19 protein-coding genes and 4 tRNA genes are annotated in these 25846 nt (G+C 70.6%); 12 read left to right on the forward strand and 11 right to left on the reverse strand.

What is annotated here, in order from left to right; all coding sequences use genetic code 11:
- The first annotated feature begins 21 nt into the window (after positions 1-21).
- Both ABZ877_RS28990 and ABZ877_RS28995 read left to right on the forward strand, forming a co-directional pair.
- A complete protein-coding gene (locus ABZ877_RS28990) occupies positions 22-540 on the forward strand; it encodes an ArsR family transcriptional regulator (protein ID WP_361076732.1) in 519 nt (172 codons plus the stop codon).
- A 50-nt stretch (positions 541-590) separates the two neighbouring features.
- Positions 591-1418 carry a sterol carrier family protein gene (locus ABZ877_RS28995; protein WP_361076735.1) on the forward strand — a complete coding sequence of 276 codons (828 nt, stop codon included), beginning with the start codon at positions 591-593 and terminating at the stop codon, positions 1416-1418.
- Between the two features lie 48 nt (positions 1419-1466).
- Here the strand turns inward: ABZ877_RS28995 and ABZ877_RS29000 are convergent, their stop codons facing one another.
- Both ABZ877_RS29000 and ABZ877_RS29005 read right to left on the reverse strand, forming a co-directional pair.
- Positions 1467-2882 carry a sulfatase-like hydrolase/transferase gene (locus ABZ877_RS29000; RefSeq protein ID WP_361076738.1) on the reverse strand — a complete coding sequence of 472 codons (1416 nt, stop codon included), beginning with the start codon at positions 2880-2882 and terminating at the stop codon, positions 1467-1469.
- 125 nt (positions 2883-3007) lie between these two features.
- Positions 3008-3106: a putative leader peptide gene (locus ABZ877_RS29005; RefSeq protein ID WP_361076741.1), complete on the reverse strand. Its 99-nt coding sequence runs from the start codon at positions 3104-3106 to the stop codon at positions 3008-3010.
- A 295-nt stretch (positions 3107-3401) separates the two neighbouring features.
- Between ABZ877_RS29005 and purF the strand changes: the two genes are divergently transcribed.
- Complete coding sequence (gene purF, locus ABZ877_RS29010; protein ID WP_361076744.1) at positions 3402-4928, forward strand: amidophosphoribosyltransferase; 1527 nt, start codon at positions 3402-3404, stop codon at positions 4926-4928.
- 159 nt (positions 4929-5087) lie between these two features.
- Positions 5088-6158 carry a phosphoribosylformylglycinamidine cyclo-ligase gene (purM, locus tag ABZ877_RS29015; protein WP_361076747.1) on the forward strand — a complete coding sequence of 357 codons (1071 nt, stop codon included), beginning with the start codon at positions 5088-5090 and terminating at the stop codon, positions 6156-6158.
- Positions 6159-6337: 179 nt separating this feature from the next.
- Here the strand turns inward: purM and ABZ877_RS29020 are convergent, their stop codons facing one another.
- The gene (locus ABZ877_RS29020) at positions 6338-6604 is read right to left on the reverse strand and encodes a DUF3073 domain-containing protein (RefSeq protein WP_361076750.1); all 267 of its coding nucleotides are present in this window, start codon (positions 6602-6604) and stop codon (positions 6338-6340) included.
- 263 nt (positions 6605-6867) lie between these two features.
- On the reverse strand, positions 6868-7980 hold the full coding sequence (locus ABZ877_RS29025; RefSeq protein ID WP_361076899.1) for a Glu/Leu/Phe/Val dehydrogenase dimerization domain-containing protein: 1113 nt from the start codon (positions 7978-7980) through the stop codon (positions 6868-6870).
- Between the two features lie 249 nt (positions 7981-8229).
- Here ABZ877_RS29025 and ABZ877_RS29030 point away from each other — a divergent pair, with 249 nt between their 5' ends.
- On the forward strand, positions 8230-9081 hold the full coding sequence (locus ABZ877_RS29030; protein WP_361076753.1) for a hypothetical protein: 852 nt from the start codon (positions 8230-8232) through the stop codon (positions 9079-9081).
- Positions 9082-9591: 510 nt separating this feature from the next.
- Positions 9592-9798 carry a developmental transcriptional regulator BldC gene (gene bldC, locus ABZ877_RS29035; protein ID WP_003949541.1) on the forward strand — a complete coding sequence of 69 codons (207 nt, stop codon included), beginning with the start codon at positions 9592-9594 and terminating at the stop codon, positions 9796-9798.
- Positions 9799-10267: 469 nt separating this feature from the next.
- On the opposite strand, the gene ABZ877_RS29040 is transcribed toward bldC, so the two are convergent.
- The 3 genes from ABZ877_RS29040 to hrpA form a co-directional block, all read right to left on the reverse strand.
- A complete protein-coding gene (locus tag ABZ877_RS29040; RefSeq protein ID WP_361076756.1) occupies positions 10268-10471 on the reverse strand; it encodes a DUF6274 family protein in 204 nt (67 codons plus the stop codon).
- A 127-nt stretch (positions 10472-10598) separates the two neighbouring features.
- Positions 10599-10673: transfer RNA gene (locus tag ABZ877_RS29045), tRNA-Asp, on the reverse strand.
- Between the two features lie 93 nt (positions 10674-10766).
- Complete coding sequence (gene hrpA, locus ABZ877_RS29050) at positions 10767-14774, reverse strand: ATP-dependent RNA helicase HrpA (RefSeq protein WP_361076759.1); 4008 nt, start codon at positions 14772-14774, stop codon at positions 10767-10769.
- Positions 14775-14900: 126 nt separating this feature from the next.
- On the opposite strand from hrpA, the gene ABZ877_RS29055 reads away from it, so the two are divergent.
- Positions 14901-15992 carry an ABC transporter permease gene (locus ABZ877_RS29055; protein WP_361076762.1) on the forward strand — a complete coding sequence of 364 codons (1092 nt, stop codon included), beginning with the start codon at positions 14901-14903 and terminating at the stop codon, positions 15990-15992.
- 69 nt (positions 15993-16061) lie between these two features.
- Here the strand turns inward: ABZ877_RS29055 and ABZ877_RS29060 are convergent.
- The 4 genes from ABZ877_RS29060 to ABZ877_RS29075 all read right to left on the reverse strand — a co-directional run bounded on the left by ABZ877_RS29060 (position 16062) and on the right by ABZ877_RS29075 (position 18025).
- Positions 16062-16135 (reverse strand) — tRNA-Phe (locus ABZ877_RS29060).
- A 23-nt stretch (positions 16136-16158) separates the two neighbouring features.
- Positions 16159-16233: transfer RNA gene (locus tag ABZ877_RS29065), tRNA-Asp, on the reverse strand.
- 37 nt (positions 16234-16270) lie between these two features.
- Positions 16271-16343, reverse strand: a tRNA-Glu gene (locus ABZ877_RS29070).
- Positions 16344-16423: 80 nt separating this feature from the next.
- Positions 16424-18025, reverse strand: a complete 1602-nt coding sequence (locus ABZ877_RS29075) for a metallophosphoesterase (RefSeq protein WP_361076765.1) — start codon at positions 18023-18025, stop codon at positions 16424-16426.
- Positions 18026-18084: 59 nt separating this feature from the next.
- Here ABZ877_RS29075 and ABZ877_RS29080 point away from each other — a divergent pair, with 59 nt between their 5' ends.
- The 5 genes from ABZ877_RS29080 (at position 18085) to ABZ877_RS29100 (ending at position 25773) form a co-directional block, all read left to right on the forward strand.
- Positions 18085-18435: a metallopeptidase family protein gene (locus ABZ877_RS29080; protein WP_361076768.1), complete on the forward strand. Its 351-nt coding sequence runs from the start codon at positions 18085-18087 to the stop codon at positions 18433-18435.
- 536 nt (positions 18436-18971) lie between these two features.
- Positions 18972-19511, forward strand: a complete 540-nt coding sequence (locus tag ABZ877_RS29085; protein WP_361076771.1) for a hypothetical protein — start codon at positions 18972-18974, stop codon at positions 19509-19511.
- A gap of 239 nt (positions 19512-19750) precedes the next feature.
- Entirely contained in the window at positions 19751-21949 is a 2199-nt protein-coding gene (locus ABZ877_RS29090; protein ID WP_361076774.1) for a DEAD/DEAH box helicase, read from the forward strand.
- Positions 21950-22156: 207 nt separating this feature from the next.
- Positions 22157-24238, forward strand: coding sequence for an FG-GAP-like repeat-containing protein (locus ABZ877_RS29095; protein WP_361076778.1), 2082 nt, complete (start codon positions 22157-22159; stop codon positions 24236-24238).
- Positions 24239-24276: 38 nt separating this feature from the next.
- Positions 24277-25773 (forward strand): amino acid permease, encoded by a 1497-nt coding sequence (locus ABZ877_RS29100; protein ID WP_361076785.1) that lies wholly within the window; start codon positions 24277-24279, stop codon positions 25771-25773.
- Positions 25774-25846 lie beyond the last annotated feature (73 nt).

Genomic DNA, 25846 nt, shown 5'->3' on the forward strand with positions numbered 1-25846 from the left:
GTAATTACGTAATCTCGACGTATGACGGATCTGGAGCGGAGGGTCGCGGAGCTGGAGCGGCGGCTCGACGCGTGGGAGAGCGGGCACGCGGACGGCCCGGCGGCGCCGACGGTCGCCCCGGGCACCTTCTGGGCGCTCGAAGGGCTGAAGGAGCAGCTCGCCGACGTCGCGAGCGGAGGCGTGCTGTTCACGGGGGCGGTCCGCCTGCCGGGCCCGGAGGAGGGCCGCGCACACGAGTGGCAGTACGGGGCTGTCACCGACGAACTGCTCGCCTCCGACTGGACGGACGTGGCCGAGGCGTTCGCCGCGCTGGGCCACGGCCTGCGCCTCAGACTCCTCCGCGAGGTCCTGAGCGGCCGCACCTCGGCGACGGAGCTGGCCGACCTGGACGACGTGGGCACCAGCGGCCAGATCTACCACCACCTGCGCCAGTTGACCGCCGCCGGCTGGCTCCGCTCGGCGGGACGAGGACGCTACGAGGTACCGGAGGGCCGGGTCGTACCGCTCCTGGTGGCCCTGGCGGCGGCGAGACCGGCCTGAGGGGAGGCACGGCCCGAGCGGTGTCGGCGGGCGGGCGTAGGGTCGCCGGCATGACTCCTTCGCCGACCGGGAGGGGCGCGGGCGCCTCGGGCAAGAAGCGCACCCGTACCTACGCCTCCGACAAGATCCGCAGCGCCGTGCTCACCCAGTTCGGGACCGTACGGAAGGCGGCCGGGACCCTCACCGACGAGCAGCTGGCGGGGCCGACGCGGCTCGGGGACTGGACCGTGCGGGACCTCCTGGCGCACCTGTCGATGGCGCTCGGCGCGGTCGACCGGGCCCTGGAGCAGCCGGAGCCGGGCAAGGCCGAGGTCGCCGCGCTCGACTGGCCGTTCGCCACGGCGGCGAGCGCGGCGGAGATCGCCGACCGCAGCCGAGCCATCGCCGCCGAGCACCCCGACCTTCCGGCGCTGCTCGCCCGTACCGAGGAGCGTTTCGCGGCGAACCTGGAGGAGACCGCCGACAGCCGGGTGCTCGCGGTCGGGGCGGGCGCCATGACGTTCGCCGACTACCTGGTCACCCGTACCGTCGAGCTGGTCGTCCACACCGACGATCTGAACGACGCGGTGCCGGGGCTCGACGTCCCCGTGGACCGGCAGGCGCTGGCCGCCTGTACGCGGCTGCTCGCCGACGCGCTCGCCGTGAAGGCGCCGGGCGCCTCGACGGAGGTGCGGGTCCCGCCGTTCGCCGTCGTGCAGTGCGTCGAGGGGCCCCGGCACACGCGCGGCACCCCGCCGAACGTCGTGGAGACGGACCCGCTCACCTGGGTCCGCCTGGCCACGGGGCGTACGCGGTGGGCGGTGGCGGTCGACGACGCGCTCGTCAGCGCCAGCGGCGAACGCGCCGATCTGACGGCCCTGTTGCCGATCATGACCTGAGCCATCGGGCCGGATTCAGGCCGGGCACAGACGTGCGGAAGGCGGTCGTCAGGCCGGGTACGGGAGCAGCTCCTTGTCCGTCCTCTCCCACACCGCCTTCAGCTCGGCCAGCACCTTCGGCTCGTCCGCGGCCCGGTCGGCCTGCTCGCGCCGGTCGGCGGAGAGATCGAACAGTTGGTCCTTGCCGCCCTTGCCGCGGTAGTACTTCCAGTTCCCGCGCCGCACGGCCCGCTCCCCGCGCACCCGCCAGAACAGGGCGCGCTCGGGCAGCCGCTCGCCGCGCAGCAGGTACCCGGCGAGGCTGGTCCCGTCGAGCGGGTGGGCGCGGTCGGGCCGGGCGCCGCCGATCTCCAGGAGCGTCGCCGTCCAGTCGGGGGTGAAGACGGGCTCGTGGCTGACCTGCCCGCCGTCGAGCCGCGCGGGCCAGCGGACGATCGTCGGCACGCGGATGCCGCCCTCCTGGAGGGACGCCTTGTTGCCGGAGAGCGGCCAGTTGTAGGAGAAGCGCTCACCGCCGTTGTCCGAGGCGAAGAAGACGAGGGTGTCCTTTTCCTGACCGGACTCCTTGAGCGCCTTCAGCACCTGGCCGACCGACCGGTCGAGGTCCTGCACCATCTGCGTGTACTTCTCCACGGAGCCGCCGTCGTCGTGGAACAGCGCCCGGCCGTCCCCGGCCTTGATCCGCCGGACGACCTCGGCGCTCTCCTCCTCGTCCCCGTCGGCTATCCAGGGCCAGTGCGGGGTGGTGAAGTTCAGGTTGAGCAGCCACGGCTTGCCCCGGTGGTCCCGGCGCACGTACTCGCTGGCGCGCTCGGTGAGGATGCGCGTGTAGTACCGCAGGTCCTTGTACTCGGCGTCGCCCTCCCGTACGTCACCCTCGTACAGGTCGTACTCGCCGCCGAGCCCCAGCTTCGAGTAGTACTCCAGGGCCCCGCCGAAGTTGCCGAAGAACTCGTCCCAGCCGGACTTGGTCGGGGAGTAGTCCGGCAGATAGCCGCAGTGCCACTTGCCGATCAGCGCGGTCGCGTACCCGGCGCCGCGAAGGAGTGAGGCGAGCGTGGGGTGGTTCGGGTCGAGCCCGACGGACCGGTCGGCGATCGGCTCCGCGAGCCCGCCCTTCGTACGGCCCGGATAGCGGCCGGTGTAGAGGCTGAACCGGGTCGGCGAGCAGGTCGCGGAGCCGCTGTAGGCGTCGGTGAAGCGGACGCCCTGCCGCGCCAGCCTGTCCAGGTTCGGGGTCTTGATGTGCGGGGCGCCGTACGACGAGAGGTCGGCCCAGCCCAGGTCGTCGCCGAGGATGAACAGGATGTTGGGCCGCTTGGCGGACCGGCCGGGGGCGGCGCGGAACGGGCGTTCCGCGACGGTGGCGGAAGCGGGTGTCGTGCCCAGCGCGGCGACGGTCGCCGAGGCGCCGACCACCCCGCCGAAGGCGCGCCGGGACAGCTTCGAGGCATGCGAAGGCATGAAGGAACTCCGGAGGAGAGAGAAGAGAAGAACAGAGAAAGAGGGAGGAAAGGGAGGAAGGGGAGAAGAAGGCCACGCTCCTCCGGCGCAAAGGAGCGGAACCGTGCCGGATCAGGCGAAAGAACTCAGACGCAGCGGCGACAGATCGCGCTGGCGACACGGACGAGGTCGACGTGTCGGCGCTCCACGAGGGTGACCGTGCGGTCACTGAGGAGGGGCTGCATGATCCAGGACCATGCCGAGCGTGACGTACACCTGTCAACGGTGGGTCCGCAGTACGGACGCCCGGAGTGCGTCCCGTAACATCGGGCGCACGGCGCTCGCCGCGCCCCCACCGACCTGTCATTCACCCCGGTGAACACGGCAGAAGCCCCGGAATCGCAGGCCCGAACGGCCCTCAGGCCCACCTTGCGCTACGCGCGTCCAGTGGGTTCCACCAAGGCCGCGAACCCCTCCAGGACGTAGGAACCACCTATCCCCAATTCGGACCAGTGGTCGATCTCGCCTACACTCGAAGGCGTGCCACGTGGTGACGGTCGACTCAATCACGATCTGCTCCCCGGCGAGAAAGGCCCCCAGGACGCTTGTGGCGTCTTCGGTGTCTGGGCTCCGGGCGAAGAGGTCGCAAAGCTCACGTACTTCGGGCTCTACGCCCTCCAGCATCGGGGCCAGGAATCCGCGGGAATCGCGGTCAGCAACGGCTCCCAGATCCTCGTCTTCAAGGACATGGGGCTTGTCTCCCAGGTCTTCGACGAAACCTCTCTCGGCTCCCTGCAGGGTCATATCGCGGTCGGTCACGCCCGCTACTCGACCACCGGGGCCTCCGTGTGGGAGAACGCCCAGCCGACGTTCCGGGCCACCGCGCACGGTTCGATCGCGCTCGGCCACAACGGCAACCTGGTCAACACGGCGCAGCTCGCCGAGATGGTCGCCGACCTGCCGAAGGAGAACGGGCGGGCGACGCAGCTCGCCGCCACCAACGACACCGATCTCGTCACGGCGCTCCTCGCGGGGCAGGTCGACGAGGACGGCAAGCCGCTGACCATAGAGGAGGCGGCGCCCAAGGTGCTGCCCCAGGTCCAGGGCGCGTTCTCGCTCGTCTTCATGAACGAGAACACCCTGTACGCGGCCCGCGACCCGCAGGGCATCCGTCCGCTGGTCCTCGGCCGCCTGGAGCGCGGCTGGGTCGTCGCCTCGGAGTCCGCCGCGCTCGACATCTGCGGCGCCTCGTTCGTCCGCGAGATCGAGCCGGGCGAGTTCGTGGCGATCGACGAGAACGGCCTGCGAACGTCCCGCTTCGCCGAAGCAAAGCCCAAGGGCTGTGTCTTCGAGTACGTCTATCTTGCCCGTCCCGACACCGACATCGCCGGGCGGAACGTGTACCTCTCCCGTGTGGAGATGGGCCGCCGCCTCGCCGCCGAGGCCCCGGTCGAGGCCGACCTCGTCATAGCGACGCCGGAGTCCGGCACGCCGGCCGCGATCGGCTACGCCGAGGCCAGCGGGATCCCGTTCGGCGCGGGTCTGGTGAAGAACGCCTATGTGGGCCGCACCTTCATCCAGCCCAGCCAGACGATCCGCCAGCTCGGCATCCGGCTGAAGCTGAATCCCCTCAAGGAAGTGATCAAGGGCAAGCGGCTCGTGGTCGTCGACGACTCGATCGTCCGCGGCAACACGCAGCGCGCCCTGGTCCGCATGCTCCGCGAGGCGGGCGCGGCCGAGGTCCACATCCGGATCTCGTCCCCGCCCGTGAAGTGGCCGTGCTTCTTCGGCATCGACTTCGCGACCCGCGCCGAGCTGATCGCCAACGGCATGTCGGTCCAGGAGATCGGCACCTCGCTGGGCGCCGACTCCCTCTCGTACATCTCCATCGACGGCATGATCGAGGCGACCACCATCGCCAAGCCGAACCTGTGCCGCGCCTGCTTCGACGGCGAGTACCCGATGGACCTGCCCGACCCCGAGCTGCTCGGCAAGCAGCTCCTGGAGACGGAGCTGGCGGCGGGCCCGGCGGCCACGGCGGCGAACGACGCGATCCGTCGCCCGTAGGCAGCCCGTCCCGTCCCGCTCCCGCAGCCTCGAACAGCACGCCAGTCCGGTCGTCCCCGTCCGCCCCGTCCTCTGTGACCCCACAGCCGGCGGGTCGCCGGGGCGACGGCTCGACCGCCTCGACAGCTCGACCGCCTCGACACGAAAGCTCTCACACCCATGTCTTCTGAGTCTTCCGGTGCCAGCTACGCCTCCGCGGGCGTGGACATCGAGGCGGGCGACCGCGCCGTCGAACTGATGAAGGAGTGGGTGAAGAAGACGCGGCGCCCCGAGGTCCTCGGCGGCCTCGGCGGCTTCGCCGGCCTCTTCGACGCCTCCGCCCTGAAGAAGTACGAGCGTCCGCTCCTGGCCTCCGCCACGGACGGCGTCGGCACGAAGGTCGACATCGCCCGCCGTCTGGGCGTGTACGACACGATCGGGCACGACCTCGTCGCGATGGTCATGGACGACATCGTGGTGTGCGGCGCCGAGCCGCTGTTCATGACCGACTACATCTGCGTCGGCAAGGTCCACCCCGAGCGGGTCGCGGCCATCGTGAAGGGCATCGCCGAGGGCTGCGTCCTCGCGGGCTGCGCCCTGGTCGGCGGCGAGACGGCGGAGCACCCCGGCCTCCTCGGCCCGGACGACTTCGACGTCGCGGGCGCCGGCACGGGCGTCGTGGAGTACGAGAACCTGCTCGGCCCCGATCGCATTCGCGAGGGGGACGCGGTCATCGCCATGGCGGCGTCCGGGCTTCACTCGAACGGGTACTCGCTGGTCCGCCACGTCCTCCTGGAGCGCGCCGGGATGGCGCTGGAGCAGCAGGTCGACGAGCTCGGCCGGACACTCGGCGAGGAGCTGCTCGAGCCGACGAAGATCTACTCCCTCGACTGCCTCTCCCTCACCAGCACCACCGAGGTCCACGCCTTCAGCCACATCACCGGCGGCGGTCTCGCGGCCAACCTCGCCCGGGTGATCCCGGACGGCCTGCACGCCACCGTGGACCGCTCCACGTGGGCGCCTGGCGCGATCTTCGACCTCGTCGGCAAGGTCGGCCGGGTGGAGCGCCTGGAGCTGGAGAAGACGCTGAACATGGGCGTCGGCATGATGGCGATCGTGCCGCAGGAGTCGGTCGACATCGCGCTCACCACGCTCGCGGACCGGGGCGTGGAGTCCTGGGTGGCCGGCGAGATCATCGGCCGCGGCGCGCACACGACGGGCGCCGAGCTGACGGGTGACTACGCCAAGTAGAGGCGGGAGGCGGGTCCGCCGTCGCACGGCGGCGGACCGCACCGCGCCCGGGGCAGCGCGGAACCCGGACAGCACAAAACCCGGTCCGGCGTGGTGTCCACTCCGGACCGGGTGAAAGTGCAGCAGTAAGCAGAAATCGGTCTTCTGAGATCAGTTACGTGCTGGCATCGGTCACGAGGTCAAGCGCCGCGGCGCTGAGACGACGGACCGGACTCGTCGGAGTCCTCGTCCTCGCCCTCGTTGTACAGATCCGCATAGCGGGCGTACGGGTCGTCTTCCTCGTCGTCGTCCTCGAACCGCTCGCCGTTCGGCGGCTGATTCGAGACTGGGTTCGACGTCGATGCGCCCAGCTCATTGGCCAGACGCGACAGGTCAGTCCCGCCGCTGCTGTACTTCAGCTGGCGGGCGACCTTCGTCTGCTTGGCCTTTGCCCGGCCGCGCCCCATGGCTCGACCCCCTCGGATACGGGGCTCGACGGCCCCAGAGTCTTGACACGCGTTCATGATCTAGAACGGGCTCCCCGTGAGGAGACCGGTCCGTAGGGCTTCCACGGTACCTGAGCCCACGCCCATACGGTACGTCGCCCGCAGGACGCGCCTGTGCGCAGGACCAGCAAGGAGCCCTGTCCTCGCTGGTCAGGTGCGATTTTAACCTCTTCTGGACCCGCGACCCGCCGAAGAGCGTGACTCTGGTCATGTCCGCGCCGCGATCAGCGCGACGCGCGCGCCTCCGCCATCCGCTGCTCGGCGATCCGGTCGGCCGCCGCGGCCGGCGGAATGCCGTCCGACTTTGCGCGAGCGAAGATGGAAAGAGTGGTGTCGAAGATCTTCGCCGCCTTCGCCTTGCACCGGTCGAAGTCGAAGCCGTGCAGCTCGTCGGCGACCTGGATGACACCGCCCGCGTTCACCACATAGTCCGGGGCGTAGAGGATCCCGCGGTCGGCGAGGTCCTTCTCGACGCCCGGGTGCGCGAGCTGGTTGTTGGCCGCGCCGCACACCACCTTCGCGGTGAGCGCCGGCACCGTCTCGTCGTTCAGGGCGCCGCCGAGCGCGCAGGGCGCGTAGATGTCGAGCCCCTCCACGCGGATCAGGGCGTCCGTGTCCGCGACGACCGAGACCGAGGGGTACTGCTCGGTGATGCGCCGCACCGACTCCGCGCGCACGTCCGTGACCACGACCTCGGCGCCGTCCGCGAGCAGGTGCCCGACCAGGTGGTACCCGACCTTGCCGACGCCCGCGACACCGACCTTGCGGCCGCGCAGCGTCGGGTCGCCCCACAGGTGCTGGGCGCTGGCGCGCATGCCCTGGAAGACGCCGAAGGCGGTGAGCACGGAGGAGTCGCCCGCGCCGCCGTTCTCCGGGGAGCGTCCGGTGGTCCAGCGGCACTCGCGCGCGACCACGTCCATGTCGGCCACGTAGGTGCCGACGTCGCACGCCGTCACGTAGCGCCCGCCGAGCGAGGCGACGAAGCGGCCGTAGGCGAGCAGCAGCGCCTCGCTCTTGATCACGGACGGGTCGCCGATGATGACGGCCTTGCCGCCGCCGTGGTCGAGCCCCGCCATGGCGTTCTTGTACGACATGCCGCGGGCCAGGTTCAGCGCGTCGGCGACGGCCTCGGCCTCGGTGGCGTACGGGTAGAAGCGGGTGCCGCCGAGCGCCGGGCCGAGGGCGGTGTCGTGCAGGGCGATGACGGCCTTGAGGCCGCTGGCGCGGTCCTGGCAGAGCACGACCTGTTCGTGTCCGCCCTGGTCCGAGTGGAAGAGGGTGTGCAGGACGTCCGGGGCGGTGGTGGTGCCGGAGGTGGTGACAGGGTCGCCGGTCACATCGGTCACGGTGGTGACTCCCAAGTACATAGCGGCGGTTGGGCGGAATCCCGTGCGGGTGGCGGGCTTCCACCGTTCGTGGGCAAGAGATTAGAACGTGCGGGGGCCCGCCACGGGCGCAGTGCCGAGGATCACTCTCTCGCGTCCGGGGGCGGCGCAAGTACGGTCGAATCCCGCCGCGTCCCGCGGGAGCCCGTCGTGGGACGATTTGCAGTGTTTTCCAACCGATGGGCGGGGGAGGGAGCAGTCGTGCCCGAGGTGTCGTCGGTGACCGTTCCGTATGCGGCGTACCTGCGTGTGTACGAGCCGCTCGCGGCGTTCCCGCAGCCCGAGCGGGACCACTGGGAGCGGTACGCGAAGCGCGAGCACCACCCTTCCTTTCAGGACGAACTCCGGCGCTCCCTGGCCGACTTGCTGCCCACGCCGCCGGTGCCGGTGCCGGTGCACGAGAGCGACGACGCGTTCGTCCTTGAGGTCGAGGGCGTGCTGTGCGTGTGTCCGTGGCGCACGCGGCTGCGCAGTTGGCAGGCGCTGGAGGAGCTGCCGGGCCAGTGGCCGGCGCCGGTCCTGGACGCGGTGCTTCCGCCGGTGGTGCGCCGCCAGGCGACCGGTGACTACGAGCGCTGGCTGGAGCGCAATCCGGACGCCCGGCCGTGGATCCGCACGGAGACCTGGCAGGTGCCGATCAACTGGTTCGTGCTCTTCTCCGACGAGGAGCGCGTGTACGAGGCGAAGCCCGACGCGGCCGGGGAGGACGGGCCCGCGCTGCGCTACCGCACCCCCATGGTGCAGGCGCGGCGCCGGGTCGCGCGGGGCCTGAGGGCGCTGCGGGACGCGGTGGACGAGGGGCCGCTGATCGACGGCCTGGTGGACGTGGGGCGCTGGCTGGAGGAGTTCCACCCGCGTTCGTACGTCGAACTCGACTACGGCGGACTTGTGTACGTTCTCCCTCCGGACCTCCTCGACGAGGATCACTCGGCCGCCGATGTCGCCGAGGGAATCGAAGCACTCCGACGCGGGGACGCGGACGGTGCGAGCGAGGCGTACGCCCGGCTCGTGGAGCGGTGGCGTGCGGTGCGGGACCGGCGCCAGGCCAACTGAGGGACCGGACACCGCGTCAACTGACGGACCGCGCGGGGCCCTTCGGGACCTACGTCCTGATCCGGGCGTTTGACTCAAGCGTGACGGACTGCACTAACTTCACCCTTGCGCCCATCGCCCCTCCTCGTGCCAAAATAGGACAAGGAGCCCGGGCCGGGCTCCATCCGTCCATCTATGTCCATCCATAGGCAGCAATGGACGGATTACTCAGCATTGCACTGTCGCTGGGGGGTCTGACGACTCCTGATCGCTCTGTGACTGATCGTCACTGTGGCGTGACTGTCCGCTATGGCATGGTCCATCGGCTTCCGTCGCTGATGAACACCTGGGAGGGCAATTCCATCGGTTTGGCCGACGAGGCTGGACGGATGGTGTAGTTGTAGTGCCGAGGACAAGCCGTTCGTCCTATAACCGACTCGACCCGTGTCCGCCATTTCGGGCAACGCGGGTCAAGGTGCAGAATTTAAAGGAAAGAACCGAGAAGGTTCGGTTCTCCCGAGGAGGCCGCTCATGACCGCTCGCACCCCTGATGCCGAGCCGCTGCTGACCCCCGCCGAGGTCGCCACGATGTTCCGCGTGGACCCGAAGACGGTCACGCGCTGGGCCAAGGCTGGCAAGCTCACGTCGATCCGCACGCTCGGCGGGCACCGCCGTTACCGCGAGGCCGAGGTCCGCGCCCTGCTGGCGGGTATTCCGCAGCAGCGCAGCGAGGCCTGAGGCACCGCAGAACGCAGCATGACCGGGCGTTTCGGGCCCCCCAACCCGTACCGCGCCCACCCTTAGCTCCACACGACGCGGGTTCTGCCCCAACAGTTCCCATGCCCACCGAAGCGTCATCTCAACTGCATCACGGGTGCGTCGTCGATCGCGCTGGACTCCGCCGGGTCCAGCGCGATCTTTTTTGTGCGCGCGCGGGGGCGGCCGGCGTCCGGCGGCGGTGATCTGTGCGTGCCCTTGTGGGGGCTTGATCGGTCTCTGGCGGGTATCCGACCGACAGCTGTGAGGGCAGTGCAATTGCACATATTAAATTGAGCGGTTGTAGGAAGGGTGTAAGCAACGGTGTTTCCAAAACTAGTTCGGTGACACCCGTCACACCCCGGGGAGCTTGTTGCTGGTGGCGCCTGTGCGCTAGAGGGGGCCTGCCCTCAGAGTGCCACGTCCTGAGGGGCGCGTGCGGCGGCTTTGGTCACCGCTTCCGGGGACTTTCGTCCCCACCCTCCTCGCAGGCGCTCCCGGGCCCCTCCTGGGCCTCCGTGGCGGGCTCCAGGGCGAGACGGAGCAGCCGGTGGCAGATCGGGCAGTGCCGGGTCAGATGGGGGCGGCCGGAGGCGGCGGAGAGGTGGGCGCGCAGCAGCGCCCTGACTTCGTGACGTTGTACGGGTGCCGCCATCGGGTCCGCCTCCCGCCTCGCCGGACGCGTCTCTCCCCTCCGGGGTACCGACGGCCTGTGCCGGAGTCAAGAACCGGGGCGCACGAGAAGAGGCCCGCACCTTCCGGTGCGGGCCTCTCGCTCACTGCGGTCCTGACGGGATTTGAACCCGCGGCCTCCACCTTGACAGGGTGGCGAGCACTCCAAACTGCTCCACAGGACCTTGCTCCGCTGCGCTGTTACCGCGTTGCGCTGCGAGCAGGACTCTACAGCAGTGCAGGCCCGCAGGTCGAACTCACTCCGCGTGCCCGGCCGGTCACGGCGCCGCGGCGTCGATCGCCTTCACGATCCGCTTGTCCGAGACGGGGTACGCCGTGCCGAGCGCGTGCGCGAAGTAGCTGACCCGCAGCTCCTCGATCATCCAGCGGATGTCCAGGACCTCTTGCGGCACGGGCCGCCCCTGCGGCATCTGTTCGAGCAGCCAGGCGTACTCGTCCTGCATCTCGTGGACCTTCTCCATGCGGGTGGTGTCCCGTTGGACGTTGGTCGGCATCTGCTGGAGCCGCCGGTCGGCCGCGACGAGGTAGCGCATCAGGTCGGGCAGCCGGCGCAGGCCGGTGTCCGTCACGAAGCCCGGGTGCACGAGCGCCGTCAACTGCGTCCGGACGTCCTGCCGGTTGGGCAGCAGGGTCGGGCTCGTCGTGGCCTTCAGGCGCCGCTCGCACGCCTGCCAGGCGGCGAGGACCTGCTGGACCTGCCCGACCGTCCGCACGGTCGTGTCGACGATCTCCGCGCGCACCTTGTCGTAGAGCTTGCGGTACGACTCCTCGTCCCAGGCCGGGCCGCCGAAGTCCGCGATCAGCTTGTCCGCCGCCGCCATCGCGCAGTCGTCGAAGAGGGCCTGCACGGAGCCGTGCGGGTTGGCCGACAGGGCGAGCTTCTGGGCGTTGGTCAGCTTGTCCGAGGCGAACTTGCCGGGGTTGACCGGGATGTTGCGCAGGATGAGCCGCCGCGTGCCCTTCCACATGGCCTGCGCCTGCTCGGCCTCGGTGTCGAAGAGGCGTACGGAGACGGTGTCGCCGTCGTCCACCAGGGCGGGGTACGCCTTCACCGGCTGCCCTGCCCGCCGCGTCTCGAAGACCCGGGACAGCGTGCCGATCGTCCAGTCGGTCAGGCCCGTGCGCTCGACGGACTCGCCGCCCGAACGCTCGGCCGTCGCCGCGGCGGCCTTGGAGATGGCCTGGCGCGCCTTCGGCCGCAGCTTCAGCTTGAGCGCCTCCAGGTCCTTGTCCTCGGCGAGCTTGCGGCGCCGCTCGTCGACGATCCGGAACGTGATCTTGAGGTGGTCCGGTACGCGGCCGAAGTCGAAGTCGTCGGCCGAGACGGGGACGCCGACCATCCGCTGCAACTCGCGCGCCAGCGTCACCGGCAGCGGCTCCTGCAACGGCACCGCCCGCTCCAGGAACGCCTTCGCGTAGTTCGGCGCGGGCACGTAGTTGCGCCGGATCGGCTTCGGCAGCGAGCGGATCAGCTCGACCACGACGTCCTCGCGCAGCCCCGGGATCTGCCAGTCGAAGCCCTCGTCCGTGACCTGGTTGAGGACCTGGAGCGGGATGTGGACGGTCACACCGTCCGCGTCCGCGCCCGGCTCGAACTGGTACGTCACCCGGAACTTCAGGTTCCGCTGGCGCCAGACGTCCGGGTAGTCGTCCTTGGTGACGGCCTCCGCGGACTCGCGGATCAGCATGGACCGCTCGAAGTCGAGCAGCTCCGGCTCCTCGCGCTGCTTCTTCTTCCACCAGGAGTCGAAGTGCGCGCCGGAGACGACGTCCGCGGGCACCCGCTGGTCGTAGAAGTCGTAGAGCGTGTCGTCGTCCACCACGATGTCGCGGCGGCGCGCCCGGTGCTCCAGCTCCTCGACCTCGGTGAGCAGCGCCCGGTTCGCGGCGAAGAACTTGTGGTGCGTGCGCCAGTCGCCCTCCACCAGCGCGTTACGGATGAACAGCTCGCGGGAGACCTCGGGGTCGATCCGGCCGTACTTCACCTTGCGCTGGGCGACGAGCGGGACGCCGTACAGCGTCACCTTCTCGTACGCCATCACGGCCGCCTGGTCCTTCTCCCAGTGCGGCTCGCTGTACGTGCGCTTCAGGAGATGCTCGGCGAGCGGTTCGACCCACTCGGGCTCGATCCTGGCGTTGACCCGCGCCCAGAGCCGCGAGGTCTCCACCAGCTCCGCCGACATCACGAACCGCGGCGGCTTCTTGAAGAGGGCCGAGCCGGGGAAGATCGCGAACTTGGCGTTGCGGGCGCCGATGTACTCGTTGCGCCCGCCGCCCCGCTCGCGCTGCTTGGGGTCCTTCTGGACGGACTCCTTCGTCTCCTTCACGTCCTTCATCCCGATGTGGGAGAGCAGGCCGGACAGGAGCGAGATGTGGACGGAGTCGGCGGGCGCGTCCTCCTCGTTGAGGTGGATGCCCATCTGCTTGGCGACCGTGCGCAGCTGCGTGTAGATGTCCTGCCACTCGCGGATGCGCAGGAAGTTCAGGTACTCGCGCTTGCACATGCGGCGGAACGCGGAGGAACCCAGCTCCTTCTGCTGCTCCCGCACATACCGCCACAGGTTCAGGAAGGCCAGGAAGTCGCTGGTCTCGTCCTTGAAGCGGGCGTGGCTCTGGTCCGCCTGCTGCTGCTTGTCGGCGGGGCGCTCGCGCGGGTCCTGGATGGAGAGGGCGGCGGCGATCACCATGACCTCGCGCACGCACCCGTTCTTGTCGGCCTCCAGGACCATGCGGGCCAGGCGGGGGTCGACGGGGAGCTGGGCGAGCTTGCGGCCCTGCTGCGTGAGGCGCTTGCGGGTGTCTTTCTCGGCCGGGTTCAGCGCGCCGAGTTCCTGGAGGAGCTGGACGCCGTCGCGGATGTTGCGGTGGTCCGGCGGGTCGATGAAGGGGAACTTCTCGATGTCGCCGAGGCCTGCCGCCGTCATCTGGAGGATGACCGAGGCGAGGTTGGTGCGCAGGATCTCGGCGTCCGTGAACTCGGGGCGCGACAGGAAGTCGTCCTCGGAGTACAGCCGGATGCAGATGCCGTCGGAGGTACGGCCGCAGCGGCCCTTGCGCTGGTTGGCGCTGGCCTGGCTGATCGGCTCGATGGGCAGGCGCTGCACCTTCGTACGGTGGCTGTAGCGCGAGATGCGGGCCGTGCCCGGGTCGATGACGTACTTGATGCCCGGGACGGTCAGGGACGTCTCGGCCACGTTCGTCGCGAGCACGATGCGTCTGCCGGTGTGCTGCTGGAAGACGCGGTGCTGCTCGGCGTGGGAGAGCCGCGCGTACAGCGGCAGCACTTCGGTGAAACGGTACTTCTTCTTCTCCAGGGCGTCCGCCGTGTCGCGGATCTCGCGCTCGCCGGAGAGGAAGACGAGGATGTCGCCGTCGCCCTCGCGCTGGAGCTCCTCGACGGCGTCCGTGATCGCGGTGATCTGGTCGCGGTCGGCGTCCTCGGAGTCCTCCTCCAGAAGCGGCCTGTACCGCACCTCCACCGGGTACGTACGCCCGCTGACCTCGACGATCGGCGCGTCCCCGAAGTGCCGCGCGAACCGCTCCGGGTCGATCGTCGCCGAGGTGATGACGACCTTGAGGTCCGGGCGCTTCGGCAGCAGCTGGGCCAGGTAGCCGAGCAGGAAGTCGATGTTGAGGGACCGCTCGTGGGCCTCGTCGATGATGATCGTGTCGTAGGCGCGCAGCTCGCGGTCGGTCTGGATCTCCGCCAGCAGGATGCCGTCCGTCATCAGCTTGACGAAGGTGGCGTCCTGGTCCACCTGGTCGGTGAAGCGGACCTTCCAGCCGACGGCCTCGCCCAGCGGTGTGCGCAGCTCGTCGGCGACGCGCTCGGCGACCGTACGGGCCGCGATCCGCCGGGGCTGGGTGTGCCCGATCATGCCGCGCACGCCGCGGCCGAGGTCGAGACAGATCTTCGGGATCTGCGTCGTCTTGCCGGAGCCGGTCTCGCCCGCGACGATCACGACCTGGTGGTCGCGTATCGCGTCGGCGATCTCGTCCTTCTTCTGGCTGACGGGGAGCTGCTCGGGGTACGTGACGTCGAGCGCGGCACGGCGCTCGCGCCGGACGGCCGTACGGACCCCGGCCTTCTCCGCCTCGGCGTCGATCTCGGCGATCACGGCGGCGCGCGCCTCGGGCTTGCGGATCTTGCGCGCCCCTTCGAGCCTGCGGCCCAGGCGGTGCGCGTCACGGAGGGACAGCTCGGACAGGCGCCGCGCTACGGCGGCGATCCGGTCGGCGGCGGCGGGGGCAGGCTGCGTAGACATACGTCCTCCAGGATCTCACCTCGGAGAAATTCGTGGCGAACGGTTTTGCTGGGGCCCCTTCACGACGTACCGCTGCCCGCTACTTTCAGGGTGTACGTCCCCTATGTCTGGCTTAGCGTCTTCGGTATGTCCTCCCTGTCCGAACCACCACCGCCACGGCCCCATCCGCCCCACGGCGAGCACGGGCGGCCGCCGACGGGGGCCGAGCGCTGGGCCTCGTACAAGAAGTCCCCGTTCCTGCCGGCGTGCGTGCTCGTGCTGATCCTGGCCGCGGCGGCGGCGCTGTTCGCGGCCTCGTACACGTACTCCATGGCCAATCCGACGCCGCACGACATCCCGACGGCGGTGACCGGGGAGCCGGACGCGCGCGGCAAGACCTTCGTCGGCGCGATGGAGAAGGCGCTCGACGCGCAGCTCGACCTGAAGCACTACGCCACCCGGGCGCAGGCCCTCCGGGCGATCGAGGAGCAGAAGGTCTTCGCGATCCTCGACGTGCGCGACAAGGGAGGCCGCGTCGACCTCGACGTCTCCAGCGCGTCCGGGGTCTCGGTCGCCCAGGTGTTTCAGCAGGCGGGGCCCGTGGTCAGCCAGAAGACCGGTGTCCCGGTGACCGTGCGGGACCTGAACCCGCTGCAGAAGGGCGATCCGCGCGGGCTGGCGATCTTCTACATCTCGCTCGCGGCCGTGATCATCGGCTTCGTCGGGGCGATCCAGCTCAGCGTCCACGCGCGCGGGCTCAACCCGGCCGAGCGGATCGCCTTCACGGTCGTCTACGCGCTGTTCGGCGGCTTCGCCGTGGCGGCGGTCGTGGACTGGGGGCTCGGCGCCCTCGACCTGCCGTTCGTCGAGTCCTGGCTGATCCTCGCGCTGACCATGTTCAGCTGCGGGATGGTCTTCACGATGTTCAACACGTTCTTCCACCGCTGGGCGATGATCCCGACCTGGGGCCTGCTCGTCCTGGTGGGCAACCCGGCGTCGGGCGGCGCGGTGGCGCCCCCGCTGCTGCCGACGGTCATCGGCCGTCTGGGCCAGTGGCTGCCGCCGGGGGCGTCGGTGAACGCGCAGCACACGGCGGTCTACTTCCAGGGCCACCAGCACGCCTTCCCGTTCCTGGTGCTCGCCGGGTGGGCGGTGGTGTCGAGCGGCCTGTTCTGGTTCTGGCGCCACAAGCATCCGGGCGGACGCGGGACGCAGCCGCTGCACGCGGCGGCCGTGTGAGGCGCTCGGCAAGGCAGTCGGTTTCGGGCAACGCAATGGGCCCCGTCCGAAGACGGGGCCCATTTCCTGTGGCTGGGGCCGGGATCGAACCGGCGACCTATCGCTTTTCAGGCGATCGCTCGTACCAACTGAGCTACCCAGCCACGAAGTCCACGAGGAACTTCAGCGGTCCTGACGGGATTTGAACCCGCGGCCTCCACCTTGACAGGGTGGCGAGCACTCCAAACTGCTCCACAGGACCAAGCTTTGCGTGCAACAGTGTCGCACACGGACTTGCGTGCCCCCAACGGGATTCGAACCCGTGCTACCGCCTTGAAAGGGCGGCGTCCTAGGCCGCTAGACGATGAGGGCTATCGGCCCGCCTGGGCGCTTCGCAGCGCGTCGGGGACGTGAGAAGCATATGGGATGCGGGGAGCTATCGCCAAAACGGTTTACGACCGGCTCGGCGACGCCTCCGGCGACGGGGTCGCGCCGGGCTGGTTCTCCTTCGGCAGATGGCGGCTGACCTCGGCGGTCGTCAGTCCCAGACCGCCCAGCCTGATCTCGTCCCAGGCCTGGAGGCGCTTGGTCGCGCTGTCCAGGTAGAGCACGGACGCCTCGACCGGGTCGGGGTGCTCGCCCTCGACCGCGCGCAGGCCGCTGCCGCCGGTCGAGCCCTCCGTCCGCATCCGGGTGCCGAGCGGGAGCACCTCCATCTTCTGGCGGTGGATGTGCCCGGCGAGGACCAGCGGCACGGTGCCGTCCGTCTCGCGCGCCGCCACCGGTTCGTGCGCCAGGGCGATGTCGACTGGGGTGCCCGCGGTCCGCTGATCCCGGATCGCCGACGCGAGCCGGATGCCCGCCAGACGCTCCGCCGGGTCGCCGAGGGCGGCGGTGGAGCGGTCCGGGGTGTACTGCGGGTCGCCGGTGCCCGCGATCCGCAGGCCCGCGACCGTGACGGCCCTGCCGTCGTCGAGCACGCGCACGTTCGGGAACCGCTTGCGGGACGACAGGTAGTTCTGTGTCGTCCTGGAGTCGTGGTTGCCGCGGACCCACACGTAGGGCGCGCCCAGGTCCCTGATCGGGTCGAGGAAGGCGTTCTCGGCGGCGGAGCCGTGGTCCATGGTGTCGCCGGTGTCGATGATCACGGAGATCTTGTACTGCTCGACCAGCGAGCCGATGATCTTCCACGAGGCCGGGTTCAGGTGGATGTCGGAGACGTGCAGGACGCGGATCGTCGACGGGTCCGGACGGTACGTGGGCAGGGTCGACGTCACGTCGTAGAGCTTGGTGACGTTGGTGACCAGGCGGGCCAACTCCCGCTGATAGACGTCGAACTCGGTGACGATCGAGCGCGCGTTGCCGACCACCGAGGGCGCCGAGGAGAGCAGCCCGGAGAAGCGGGGCTCGAGGACCGAGTTCGGGTTCCAGGTCGCGTACGCCGTCCCGCCCGACGCCGCGAGCAGCGTGAGCGCGAGACCGCCGGCGGCCAGGGCGCGGCGCGGGCGGCGGTAGACGGCGAGGCCGAGGGCGGTCGCCCCGGAGACGACCGCCACGCAGGAGCGGACGGCCAGGTCGAGGGTGCCGTGCTCGACGTCGCGGGCCACCTCGTCCTGGAGCCCGGAGATCCGCTCGGGGTGGTCGACGAGGGCGCGGGAGCGGACCGGGTCCAGGCGGTCCACGTCCACGTCGAGGCGGATCGGGGCCGTGTGCGAGCGCAGTTCGAGCGCGCCCAGCGGGGACACGTTGATCTTCGTACCGCCGGACAGGGACGGGCGCAGCGTCATCCGGGTGTCCATCGGGCCGACGGGCGTACGGACGCTGCCGACGACCAGCAGGCCCAGCCAGGCGCCGAGCAGGACGACCGCGATCAGGCCGAGGGCCCGCAGGAACGGGTGCGGCGCGTGCTCCACCGACAAGGTCACGGCTCTGGGGTGACGGGGGCGGTGGGAGTGGTGGGGGTGGCGGCGGCGAAGGACGGCCGACGGAACGGTGCGTGCGCCCCGGATCCGGTGCAGGGCACGGCGTATGGCGACAGCGGGCGGTCGGGCCATTGCCTCCCCATGCCCCGGCGGACGGGTGGATATGCGGGGCCGTGCCCGACAATGGCCGTGTGCTGGAGATGACGCGCGAGGAGTTCGAGGAACTGGTGGCCGAGGCGCTCGACCGGATCCCACCCGAGTTGACGCGGCTCATGGACAACGTCGCGGTGTTCGTCGAGGACGAACCGCCGTCCGACGATCCCGAGCTGCTCGGGCTCTACGAGGGGACGCCGCTCACCGACCGCGGCGAGTGGTACGCGGGTGTCCTGCCGGACCGGATCACGATCTACCGGGGGCCGACGCTACGGATGTGCGACTCCCGGGAGGACGTCGTCGCCGAGACGGAGATCACCGTGGTGCACGAGATCGCCCACCACTTCGGGATCGACGATGCGCGGTTGCATGCGCTGGGGTATGGGTGACTCCGGCAGGGTGGGGGCTGCTCCGTGGGGACGGGTGGCTCCATCGGTACGGGTGACTCCGTCGGTACGGGTGGGGCTCGTGGTTCGGGGGAGGCTTCGATACGGGTGACTCCGTCGGTAGGGGTGGTGCCCGTCGTTCGGGTGGGGCGTCGCGGTGTCGGGTGCAGCTCGCGGTACTGGTGAGGCCAGCGGTGCGAGTCGGGCGTTCCGGTTCAGACGAGGCCGACGGTTCCCGGTGAGGGCCGTGGTTCGGGTGGGCGTCGCGGATCCGGTGGGGCTCGCGCGGTTCGTGTGGGGCTCGCCGCCCCGGGGGAATCCCGTTGTGCCGGTGGGGCTCGTGGTTCGGGGAGACGGCGGTACCGGTGGGGCTCGTCATTCGGGGGAGGCTCGCGGGGTGGTTGGGGGTTCTGTACGCGGAAGGGGGCAGGGGCGGTTCTTTGTGCGGGCTTTGTGCGGTGCGGGGGCTGCGCGTGTCCTCTTGCGGCGCGCGGGAGTTGGGACGGGTGTCCCCGTCACCTGTCCGGAGGTGCTCGCCCGTGAGCCGGCTGCCCGTACCGCTTTGCGCTCTTCGCCTCGGCCGTCTGGCCGCGACCACGGTGGCCGTCGCCGCCGCCGCGGGCTGTATGAGCGTCGCCGACCACGACGACGACCCGCCGCCCGCGCCCTCGCACTCCGCGGGCCGCCACCAGCAGGGCGCCGCGCCCGACGGGGGCACGATGGTCACCGAGGGGGTCGGCCCGGCCGGCGCCCGGTCCGGGGAGCGGTCCGTACGCCCGAAGGGGGCCGCCACCACGCCCGCGTCATCGAAGGAGGCGTCGCCCACCGCCTCCGCGACGCACGGCGGGGCCCAGGCCCCGCCGAAGCAGGCCCCGCCCGCCCCGCACACCCCGTCGCCGCGGCCGAGCACCCCGCGCGCCACCCCCTCGACGCCCACTCCGACACCGACCAAGGAAACGCCGACGCCGACCCCCACACCGTCCCCGACGGCCGCGGAGCCCTCCTCGTCCGCGCACGAGCAGCGGGCCTCCCCGCAGCTCATGGGCGAGCCGCGGCCGCAGGCCGGGACACCGGCGTAGGCGTGACGCCTGAGGCCGGTGTGACCGGGGTCTCAGGCGGGTGGTTTGCCTTCGGGGGTGGGGGGTGCGTATGGTGGTAGATCGTTTGATCCCATTTGCCCGGCGCCGCACAGGAGCGCCGCGTGGCGCGTACTCTCCCTTGCCGTGGCTGGACCGCATTGAGGCGGTCGATTTGCGAAACCGCAAGTACACGGAGTTGACGGGCGCGTGCCGAGACTCCGGAAGGTTTCGCATTTCGCATGTCCATTTCTGCTGAACACACCATCGAGAACACCACCGTCGACACCGACGAGCTGGTGGAGGCCGCCGACACGGCGGTCGAGGCCGTCGAGACCGTCGAGAACGACGTCGACACCGCCGTCGAGGACGACGAGCCCACCCTCACCTTCGCCGACCTCGGCCTGCCCGAGCCGGTCGTCCGCAAGCTCGCGCAGAACGGGGTGACCACCCCCTTCCCGATCCAGGCCGCGACCATCCCGGACGCCCTGGCCGGCAAGGACATCCTCGGCCGTGGCCGCACCGGCTCCGGCAAGACGCTCTCCTTCGGCCTGCCGACGCTGGCCCGCCTCGCCGGCGGCCGCAGCGAGAAGCACAAGCCGCGCGCCGTCATCCTCACGCCGACGCGTGAGCTGGCCATGCAGGTCGCGGACGCCCTCCAGCCCTACGGCGACCAGGTCGGCCTCAAGATGAAGGTCGTCTGCGGCGGTACGTCGATGGGCAACCAGATCTACGCCCTGGAGCGCGGCGTCGACATCCTCGTCGCCACCCCGGGCCGTCTGCGTGACCTCATCAACCGCGGCGCCTGCGACCTCGGCAGCATCGAGGTCGCCGTCCTCGACGAGGCCGACCAGATGTCCGACCTGGGCTTCCTGCCCGAGGTCACCGAGATCCTCGACCAGGTCCCGGCCGGCGGCCAGCGCATGCTCTTCTCCGCCACCATGGAGAACGAGATCAAGACGCTCGTCACCCGCTACCTGAACGACCCGGTCAGCCACGAGGTCGACAGCGCCCAGGGCAACGTCACGACGATGTCCCACCACATCCTCATCGTGAAGCCCAAGGACAAGGCGCCGGTCACCGCGGCCATCGCCTCCCGCAAGGGCCGCACGATCATCTTCGTCCGCACCCAGCTCGGTGCCGACCGCATCGCCGAGCAGCTGCGCGAGGCGGGCGTGAAGGCCGACGCGCTGCACGGCGGCATGACCCAGGGCGCGCGCACCCGCACCCTCGCCGACTTCAAGGACGGCTACGTCAACGCGCTCGTCGCCACCGACGTCGCCGCCCGTGGCATCCACGTCGACGGCATCGACCTCGTCCTGAACGTGGACCCGGCCGGCGACCACAAGGACTACCTGCACCGCGCGGGCCGCACCGCCCGTGCCGGCCGCACCGGCACGGTCGTCTCGCTCTCCCTGCCGCACCAGCGCCGCCAGATCTTCCGGCTGATGGAGGACGCGGGCGTCGACGCCACGCGCCACATCATCCAGGGCGGCGCCGCCTTCGACCCCGAGGTCGCGGAGATCACCGGCGCCCGGTCCATGACCGAGGTCCAGGCCGAGTCCGCGGGCAACGCGGCGCAGCAGGCCGAGCGTGAGGTCACCCAGCTCACCAAGCAGCTGGAGCGGGCCAACCGCCGCGCCGCCGAACTGCGCGAGGAGGCCGACCGCCTCACCGCCCGCGCCGCCCGTGAGCGCGGCGAGGACGAGGAGGGTGTGGCCGCGGCCGTCGCCGCCGCCGCTGAGGCCGCCGCCGCGCAGGTCGCCGAGGCCGCCGCCGAGGTCCCGCAGCAGCCCTCGTCCTCGTACGAGCAGCCGCGTCAGCGCCGTGACGAGCGGGGCAACTACGAGCGCCGCGACCGTCGTGACGACCGTGGTGGCCGTGGCGGTTTCGAGCGCCGTGACAACGACCGTGGTGGTTTCCGCCGGGACAACGACCGTCGTGACGACCGTGGCGCCCGGGGTGGCTTCGAGCGCCGTGACAACGACCGTGGTGGCTTCCGCCGCGACGACCGTGACAACCGTGGCGGCGGCTTCAACCGCGACGACCGTGGTGGTTTCCGCCGGGACAACGACCGTCGTGACGACCGTGGCGCCCGGGGCGGTTTCGAGCGTCGCGACAACGACCGTGGCGGCTTCCGCCGCGACAACGACCGTCGTGACGACCGTGGCACCCGGGGTGGCTTCGAGCGTCGCGACAACGACCGTGGCGGCTTCCGCCGCGACAACGAGCGCCGTGACGACCGAGGCGGCTTCCGCCGCGACGACCGCCCGTCCGGCGGCCACCGTGGCAGCGACCGCCCGTTCAACCGCGACCGCCAGGGCGACCGCCCCGCGACCGGCCACCGCCCGTACGGCCGCCGCGACGACCACCGTGGCGCGGGCTCCGGCTCGTCCTTCGGCCGCCGCGACGAGAAGCCGCGCTGGAAGCGCAACGGCTGAACGCAGTAGGTGAGTTGAGGCCCGGGAGACGCATTGCGTCTCCCGGGCCTCTCGCGTGCTCAGGCGCTGCTAACCTTTGGGCGCCCTGTGTATAGGGCATACACATTCTGCCGAGGGGCCCCACACCCTCCATTGTCCGGGGAGGAACCCTTGGCCCGTCGGGCTGCCCGACACGCACGTCTGCTGTCGGCTTCGCTGGTCACATTCATGGCGGTGGGGGCCGTCTCGGCCGCTCCGGCCGTCACCGCCACCGCCGCACCCTCGGAAGGCACCGAGGTTGTCGTGCCGACGGGCGACACATGGGGTCTGGACGTCGCGGGCGGGAACCTCAGCACCGTTGAGCGTGCGCCCAACGGCGAAAAGTACGTCACCAACCGCACCCTCCTCGCGGACGGCACGGTCGGCCCCCTTTCCTGGCGCGGTTACGCAGGGACGTTCGCGAACGGCCAGCACGCCGAGCGAGTCCCGTGCGACGCCCCGGGCGGTGGCTGCGTCCCGCTGCGGGCCTCCGGCGACGGAAGCGTCGGCTACTTCAGCATGCAGGAGAACGGCGCCCAAAGGGCGCAGATATGGCTGAGTGAGAACAGCTACCACGGCACCGAGCCCAGCGTGACGGGCGGCCGGTTCACGGACCTCAGCGGCCGCTTCTACGCCCATGAGGCCGCCTCCACCGGCAAGCAGTACGTCGACGCGGTGCCGCGTTACGTGATCGACACCGAGCGGATCACCCGTAGCAGGACGGCCGCCGCCTTGTGGGGGACCCGGCTGTGGGCGCCCGGCTCCGGCAATGGCGTCGTCACCTCGTACGACCTGAAGACGAGGAGAACGGTCACGACGGTGTCCACGGGCGCGCCGTGCACGGTCAAGGAACTCCAGGTGATGGGGCGCTGGCTGTACTGGAACTGCGGGCCCTCGGGCGCCGCGGGCGTGTACGACCTCACCGCGAAGAAGAAGATCACCGTGGACTCGGGGCCCGCGCTGCTCGGCGACGGGTACCTCGTCCGGCACGACCGCACCGCCGGGAAGCTGCTGCTCACCGACTTCCACACGGGCACCGCCCTGGCGCCGCGCGCCGTTGCCGACCTGGCGGCCGGCACCACGGCCGACCAGCGGCGACTGTCCTGGTCGGTGGACCGGTTCGGCGGGGGTATCGCGTACGCCGGTCCGGACCATGCCGTCCACATCGTGCCGAGCGGCGTGCCGACACAAGCTCTGGCCGCGATCGAGTCCAACGTGAACAAGGACCACCTCGACATCGGTGAGGAGGACCACGGCTGGTACAGCAGTTGGCAGCTCAACCGCGCGGCCACGTGGACCTTCACGGTGAAGAACGCCGCGGGCCGCGCCGTGCGGACCCTCAGCGGCGAGGGCGGCGCCGGGGTGGTCGTGCGGTGGGACGGGAGGACGGACGGGGGTATCGACGTCTCCAACGGCAAGTACACCTGGACCCTGTCGGCGAAGCCCGCGAACGGGCAGGGCGCCGCGGTCACCAAGTCCGGCACCGTCACGGTCACCGGCGCCCGCCCCGCCCCCCACGACATGGTCGGCAAGGACGGCCACGGCGACCTGCTCACCATGAACTCCTCCGGGTCCTTCACCTACCAGCACGGCACGGGCAGGGGCGGCTTCTCCGGCAGGACCTCGGCGAGCGGCTGGCCGACGGGGACGATCGCCGTGCCGTTCGGGGACGCGAACCGCAACGGCAGGAACGAGACCCTGGTCAGGACCGTCTCGGGCGAGCTGCGCTCCTACCGCACCGAGGGTGGCGCGCTCAGGACGAGCACCCCGTACACCCGGATCGGTGCCGGCTGGAACGCCTACGACAACCTCGTCTCTCCCGGCGACCTGAACGGCGACGGACTGCCCGACCTCCTCGCCCGCAAGATCTCGACCGGTGAGCTCTTCGCCTACCCGGGCCGGAGCAACGGGACGCTCGGCGCGCGTACGCGGATCGGGGGCGGATGGACGCCGTACCGGATCATCGCGGCCGGCGACCTGGACGGCGACGGGACCGGGGACGTCGTCGCCCGGCACACGGACGGCACGCTGTACCGCTACGACGGGGCGGGCAACGGGCGGTTGAAGGCGCGGACCACGTTGTTCCGTAACTGGGGCAACTCCTACAACGCGATCCTGGGCGCCGGGGACATCACGGGTGACGGTCGCAGTGACCTCGTGGCCCGGGACACCTCCGGGAACCTGTACCGCTACGACGGCGCCGCGGGCGGCTCCTTCGGCCCCCGGGTGAAGATCGCCACCGGATGGAACGTCTACAAGGGCGTCTTCTAGCCGCATGGCGCGCCCCCGGCGAGGGAATCGCTGGGGGCATGACAAGAGAAGCGGATGGCCTCGCCGATCAGGGAGCCGGGCCCGGCGCGCCCGGGACGGACGAGGAGCGGCTCGCTCAGCTCGGGTACACGCAGGTGCTGGCCCGGCGCATGTCGGCGTTCTCCAACTACGCCGTCTCCTTCACGATCATCTCGGTCCTGTCCGGCTGCCTGACGATGTATCAGTTCGGCATGGACACCGGCGGCCCGGTCCTCATCACGTGGGGCTGGGTCGCCGTCGGGCTGATGACCCTCTTCGTGGGGTTGTCGATGGCCGAGATCTGCTCGGCCTATCCGACGTCGGCGGGGCTGTACTTCTGGGCGCGCAAGCTCGCCCCCGCGCGCTCCGCGGCCGCCTGGGCCTGGTTCACCGGCTGGTTCAACGTGCTCGGGCAGGTCGCCGTCACCGCGGGGATCGACTTCGGCGCCGCGTCCTTCCTCGGCGCCTATCTGAACCTGCAGTTCGGGTTCGGGGTGACACCCGGGCGGACCATCCTGCTGTTCGCGGCGATCCTGGTCCTGCACGGGCTCCTCAACACCTTCGGCGTCCGCATCGTCGCCTTCCTCAACAGTGTCAGCGTGTGGTGGCACGTGGGCGGGGTCGTGGTGATCGTCGCCGCTCTCGCCCTCGTGCCCGACCGGCACCAGTCCGCCTCCTTCGTCTTCGGCGAGTTCGTCAACAACACCGGGTGGGGCAGCAGCGCGTACGTCGTGCTGATCGGGCTGCTCATGGCCCAGTACACCTTCACCGGCTACGACGCCTCCGCCCATATGACCGAGGAGACGCACGACGCCTCCACGGCCGGACCGAAGGGGATCGTGCGGTCCATCTGGACGTCGTGGGTCGCCGGGTTCGTGCTGCTGCTCGGCTTCACCTTCGCCATCCAGTCCTACGACGGCGCCCGCGAGTCGGCGACCGGCGCGCCCCCGGCGCAGATCCTGCTCGACGCCCTCGGCGCGACGGCGGGCAAGCTGCTCCTGCTGGTCGTGATCGGCGCCCAGTTGTTCTGCGGGATGGCCTCCGTCACCGCCAACAGCCGCATGATCTACGCCTTCTCGCGCGACGGGGCGCTCCCGTTCTCCCGGCTCTGGCGCACGGTCAGCCCCCGTACGCGGACGCCGGTGGCCGCGGTCTGGCTGGCGGCCGGGGGCGCGCTGGTGCTCGGGCTGCCGTATCTGATCAACCGGACCGCGTACACGGCGGTGACGTCGATCGCCGTGATCGGGCTCTACCTCGCCTACGCCGTCCCGACCCTGCTGCGGCTGCGCAAGGGGAGTTCCTTCGAGCGCGGGCCCTGGCACCTGGGCCGCTGGTCCGGTGTGGTGGGCGGGGTCGCGGTGGTCTGGGTCGGGATCATCACCGTGCTCTTCATGCTGCCCCAGGTCTCGCCCGTGACCTGGGAGACCTTCAACTACGCGCCGGTCGCCGTCCTCGTCGTGCTCGGGTTCGCGGGGGTGTGGTGGGGGGTGTCGGCCCGCCACTGGTTCCTGCGGTGACCACCGCCGCGCGGCCGGTCCGGTGTGCTGACACCCCGTGTTGGCGATACCCGATCGGAGTCGCGGCGCCGTC

It is taken from the genome of Streptomyces sp. NPDC046939 (assembly GCF_040644575.1).
Classification (GTDB): domain Bacteria; phylum Actinomycetota; class Actinomycetes; order Streptomycetales; family Streptomycetaceae; genus Streptomyces.

Bases quoted from the DNA above. Each gene is read 5' to 3' on its own strand.
- ABZ877_RS29075 (WP_361076765.1), bottom strand. From the start codon at position 18,025: ATGGCCCGACCGCCCGCTGTCGCCATACGCCGTGCCCTGCACCGGATC.
- ABZ877_RS29005 (WP_361076741.1), bottom strand. From the start codon at position 3,106: ATGCAGCCCCTCCTCAGTGACCGCACGGTCACCCTCGTGGAGCGCCGA.
- ABZ877_RS29040 (WP_361076756.1), bottom strand. From the start codon at position 10,471: ATGGCGGCACCCGTACAACGTCACGAAGTCAGGGCGCTGCTGCGCGCC.
- ABZ877_RS29055 (WP_361076762.1), top strand. From the start codon at position 14,901: ATGTCCTCCCTGTCCGAACCACCACCGCCACGGCCCCATCCGCCCCAC.
- bldC (WP_003949541.1), top strand. From the start codon at position 9,592: ATGACCGCTCGCACCCCTGATGCCGAGCCGCTGCTGACCCCCGCCGAG.
- ABZ877_RS29090 (WP_361076774.1), top strand. From the start codon at position 19,751: ATGTCCATTTCTGCTGAACACACCATCGAGAACACCACCGTCGACACC.
- ABZ877_RS28995 (WP_361076735.1), top strand. From the start codon at position 591: ATGACTCCTTCGCCGACCGGGAGGGGCGCGGGCGCCTCGGGCAAGAAG.
- ABZ877_RS28990 (WP_361076732.1), top strand. From the start codon at position 22: ATGACGGATCTGGAGCGGAGGGTCGCGGAGCTGGAGCGGCGGCTCGAC.
- hrpA (WP_361076759.1), bottom strand. From the start codon at position 14,774: ATGTCTACGCAGCCTGCCCCCGCCGCCGCCGACCGGATCGCCGCCGTA.
- ABZ877_RS29095 (WP_361076778.1), top strand. From the start codon at position 22,157: ATGGCGGTGGGGGCCGTCTCGGCCGCTCCGGCCGTCACCGCCACCGCC.
- ABZ877_RS29020 (WP_361076750.1), bottom strand. From the start codon at position 6,604: ATGGGGCGCGGCCGGGCAAAGGCCAAGCAGACGAAGGTCGCCCGCCAG.
- ABZ877_RS29100 (WP_361076785.1), top strand. From the start codon at position 24,277: ATGACAAGAGAAGCGGATGGCCTCGCCGATCAGGGAGCCGGGCCCGGC.
- ABZ877_RS29000 (WP_361076738.1), bottom strand. From the start codon at position 2,882: ATGCCTTCGCATGCCTCGAAGCTGTCCCGGCGCGCCTTCGGCGGGGTG.
- purM (WP_361076747.1), top strand. From the start codon at position 5,088: ATGTCTTCTGAGTCTTCCGGTGCCAGCTACGCCTCCGCGGGCGTGGAC.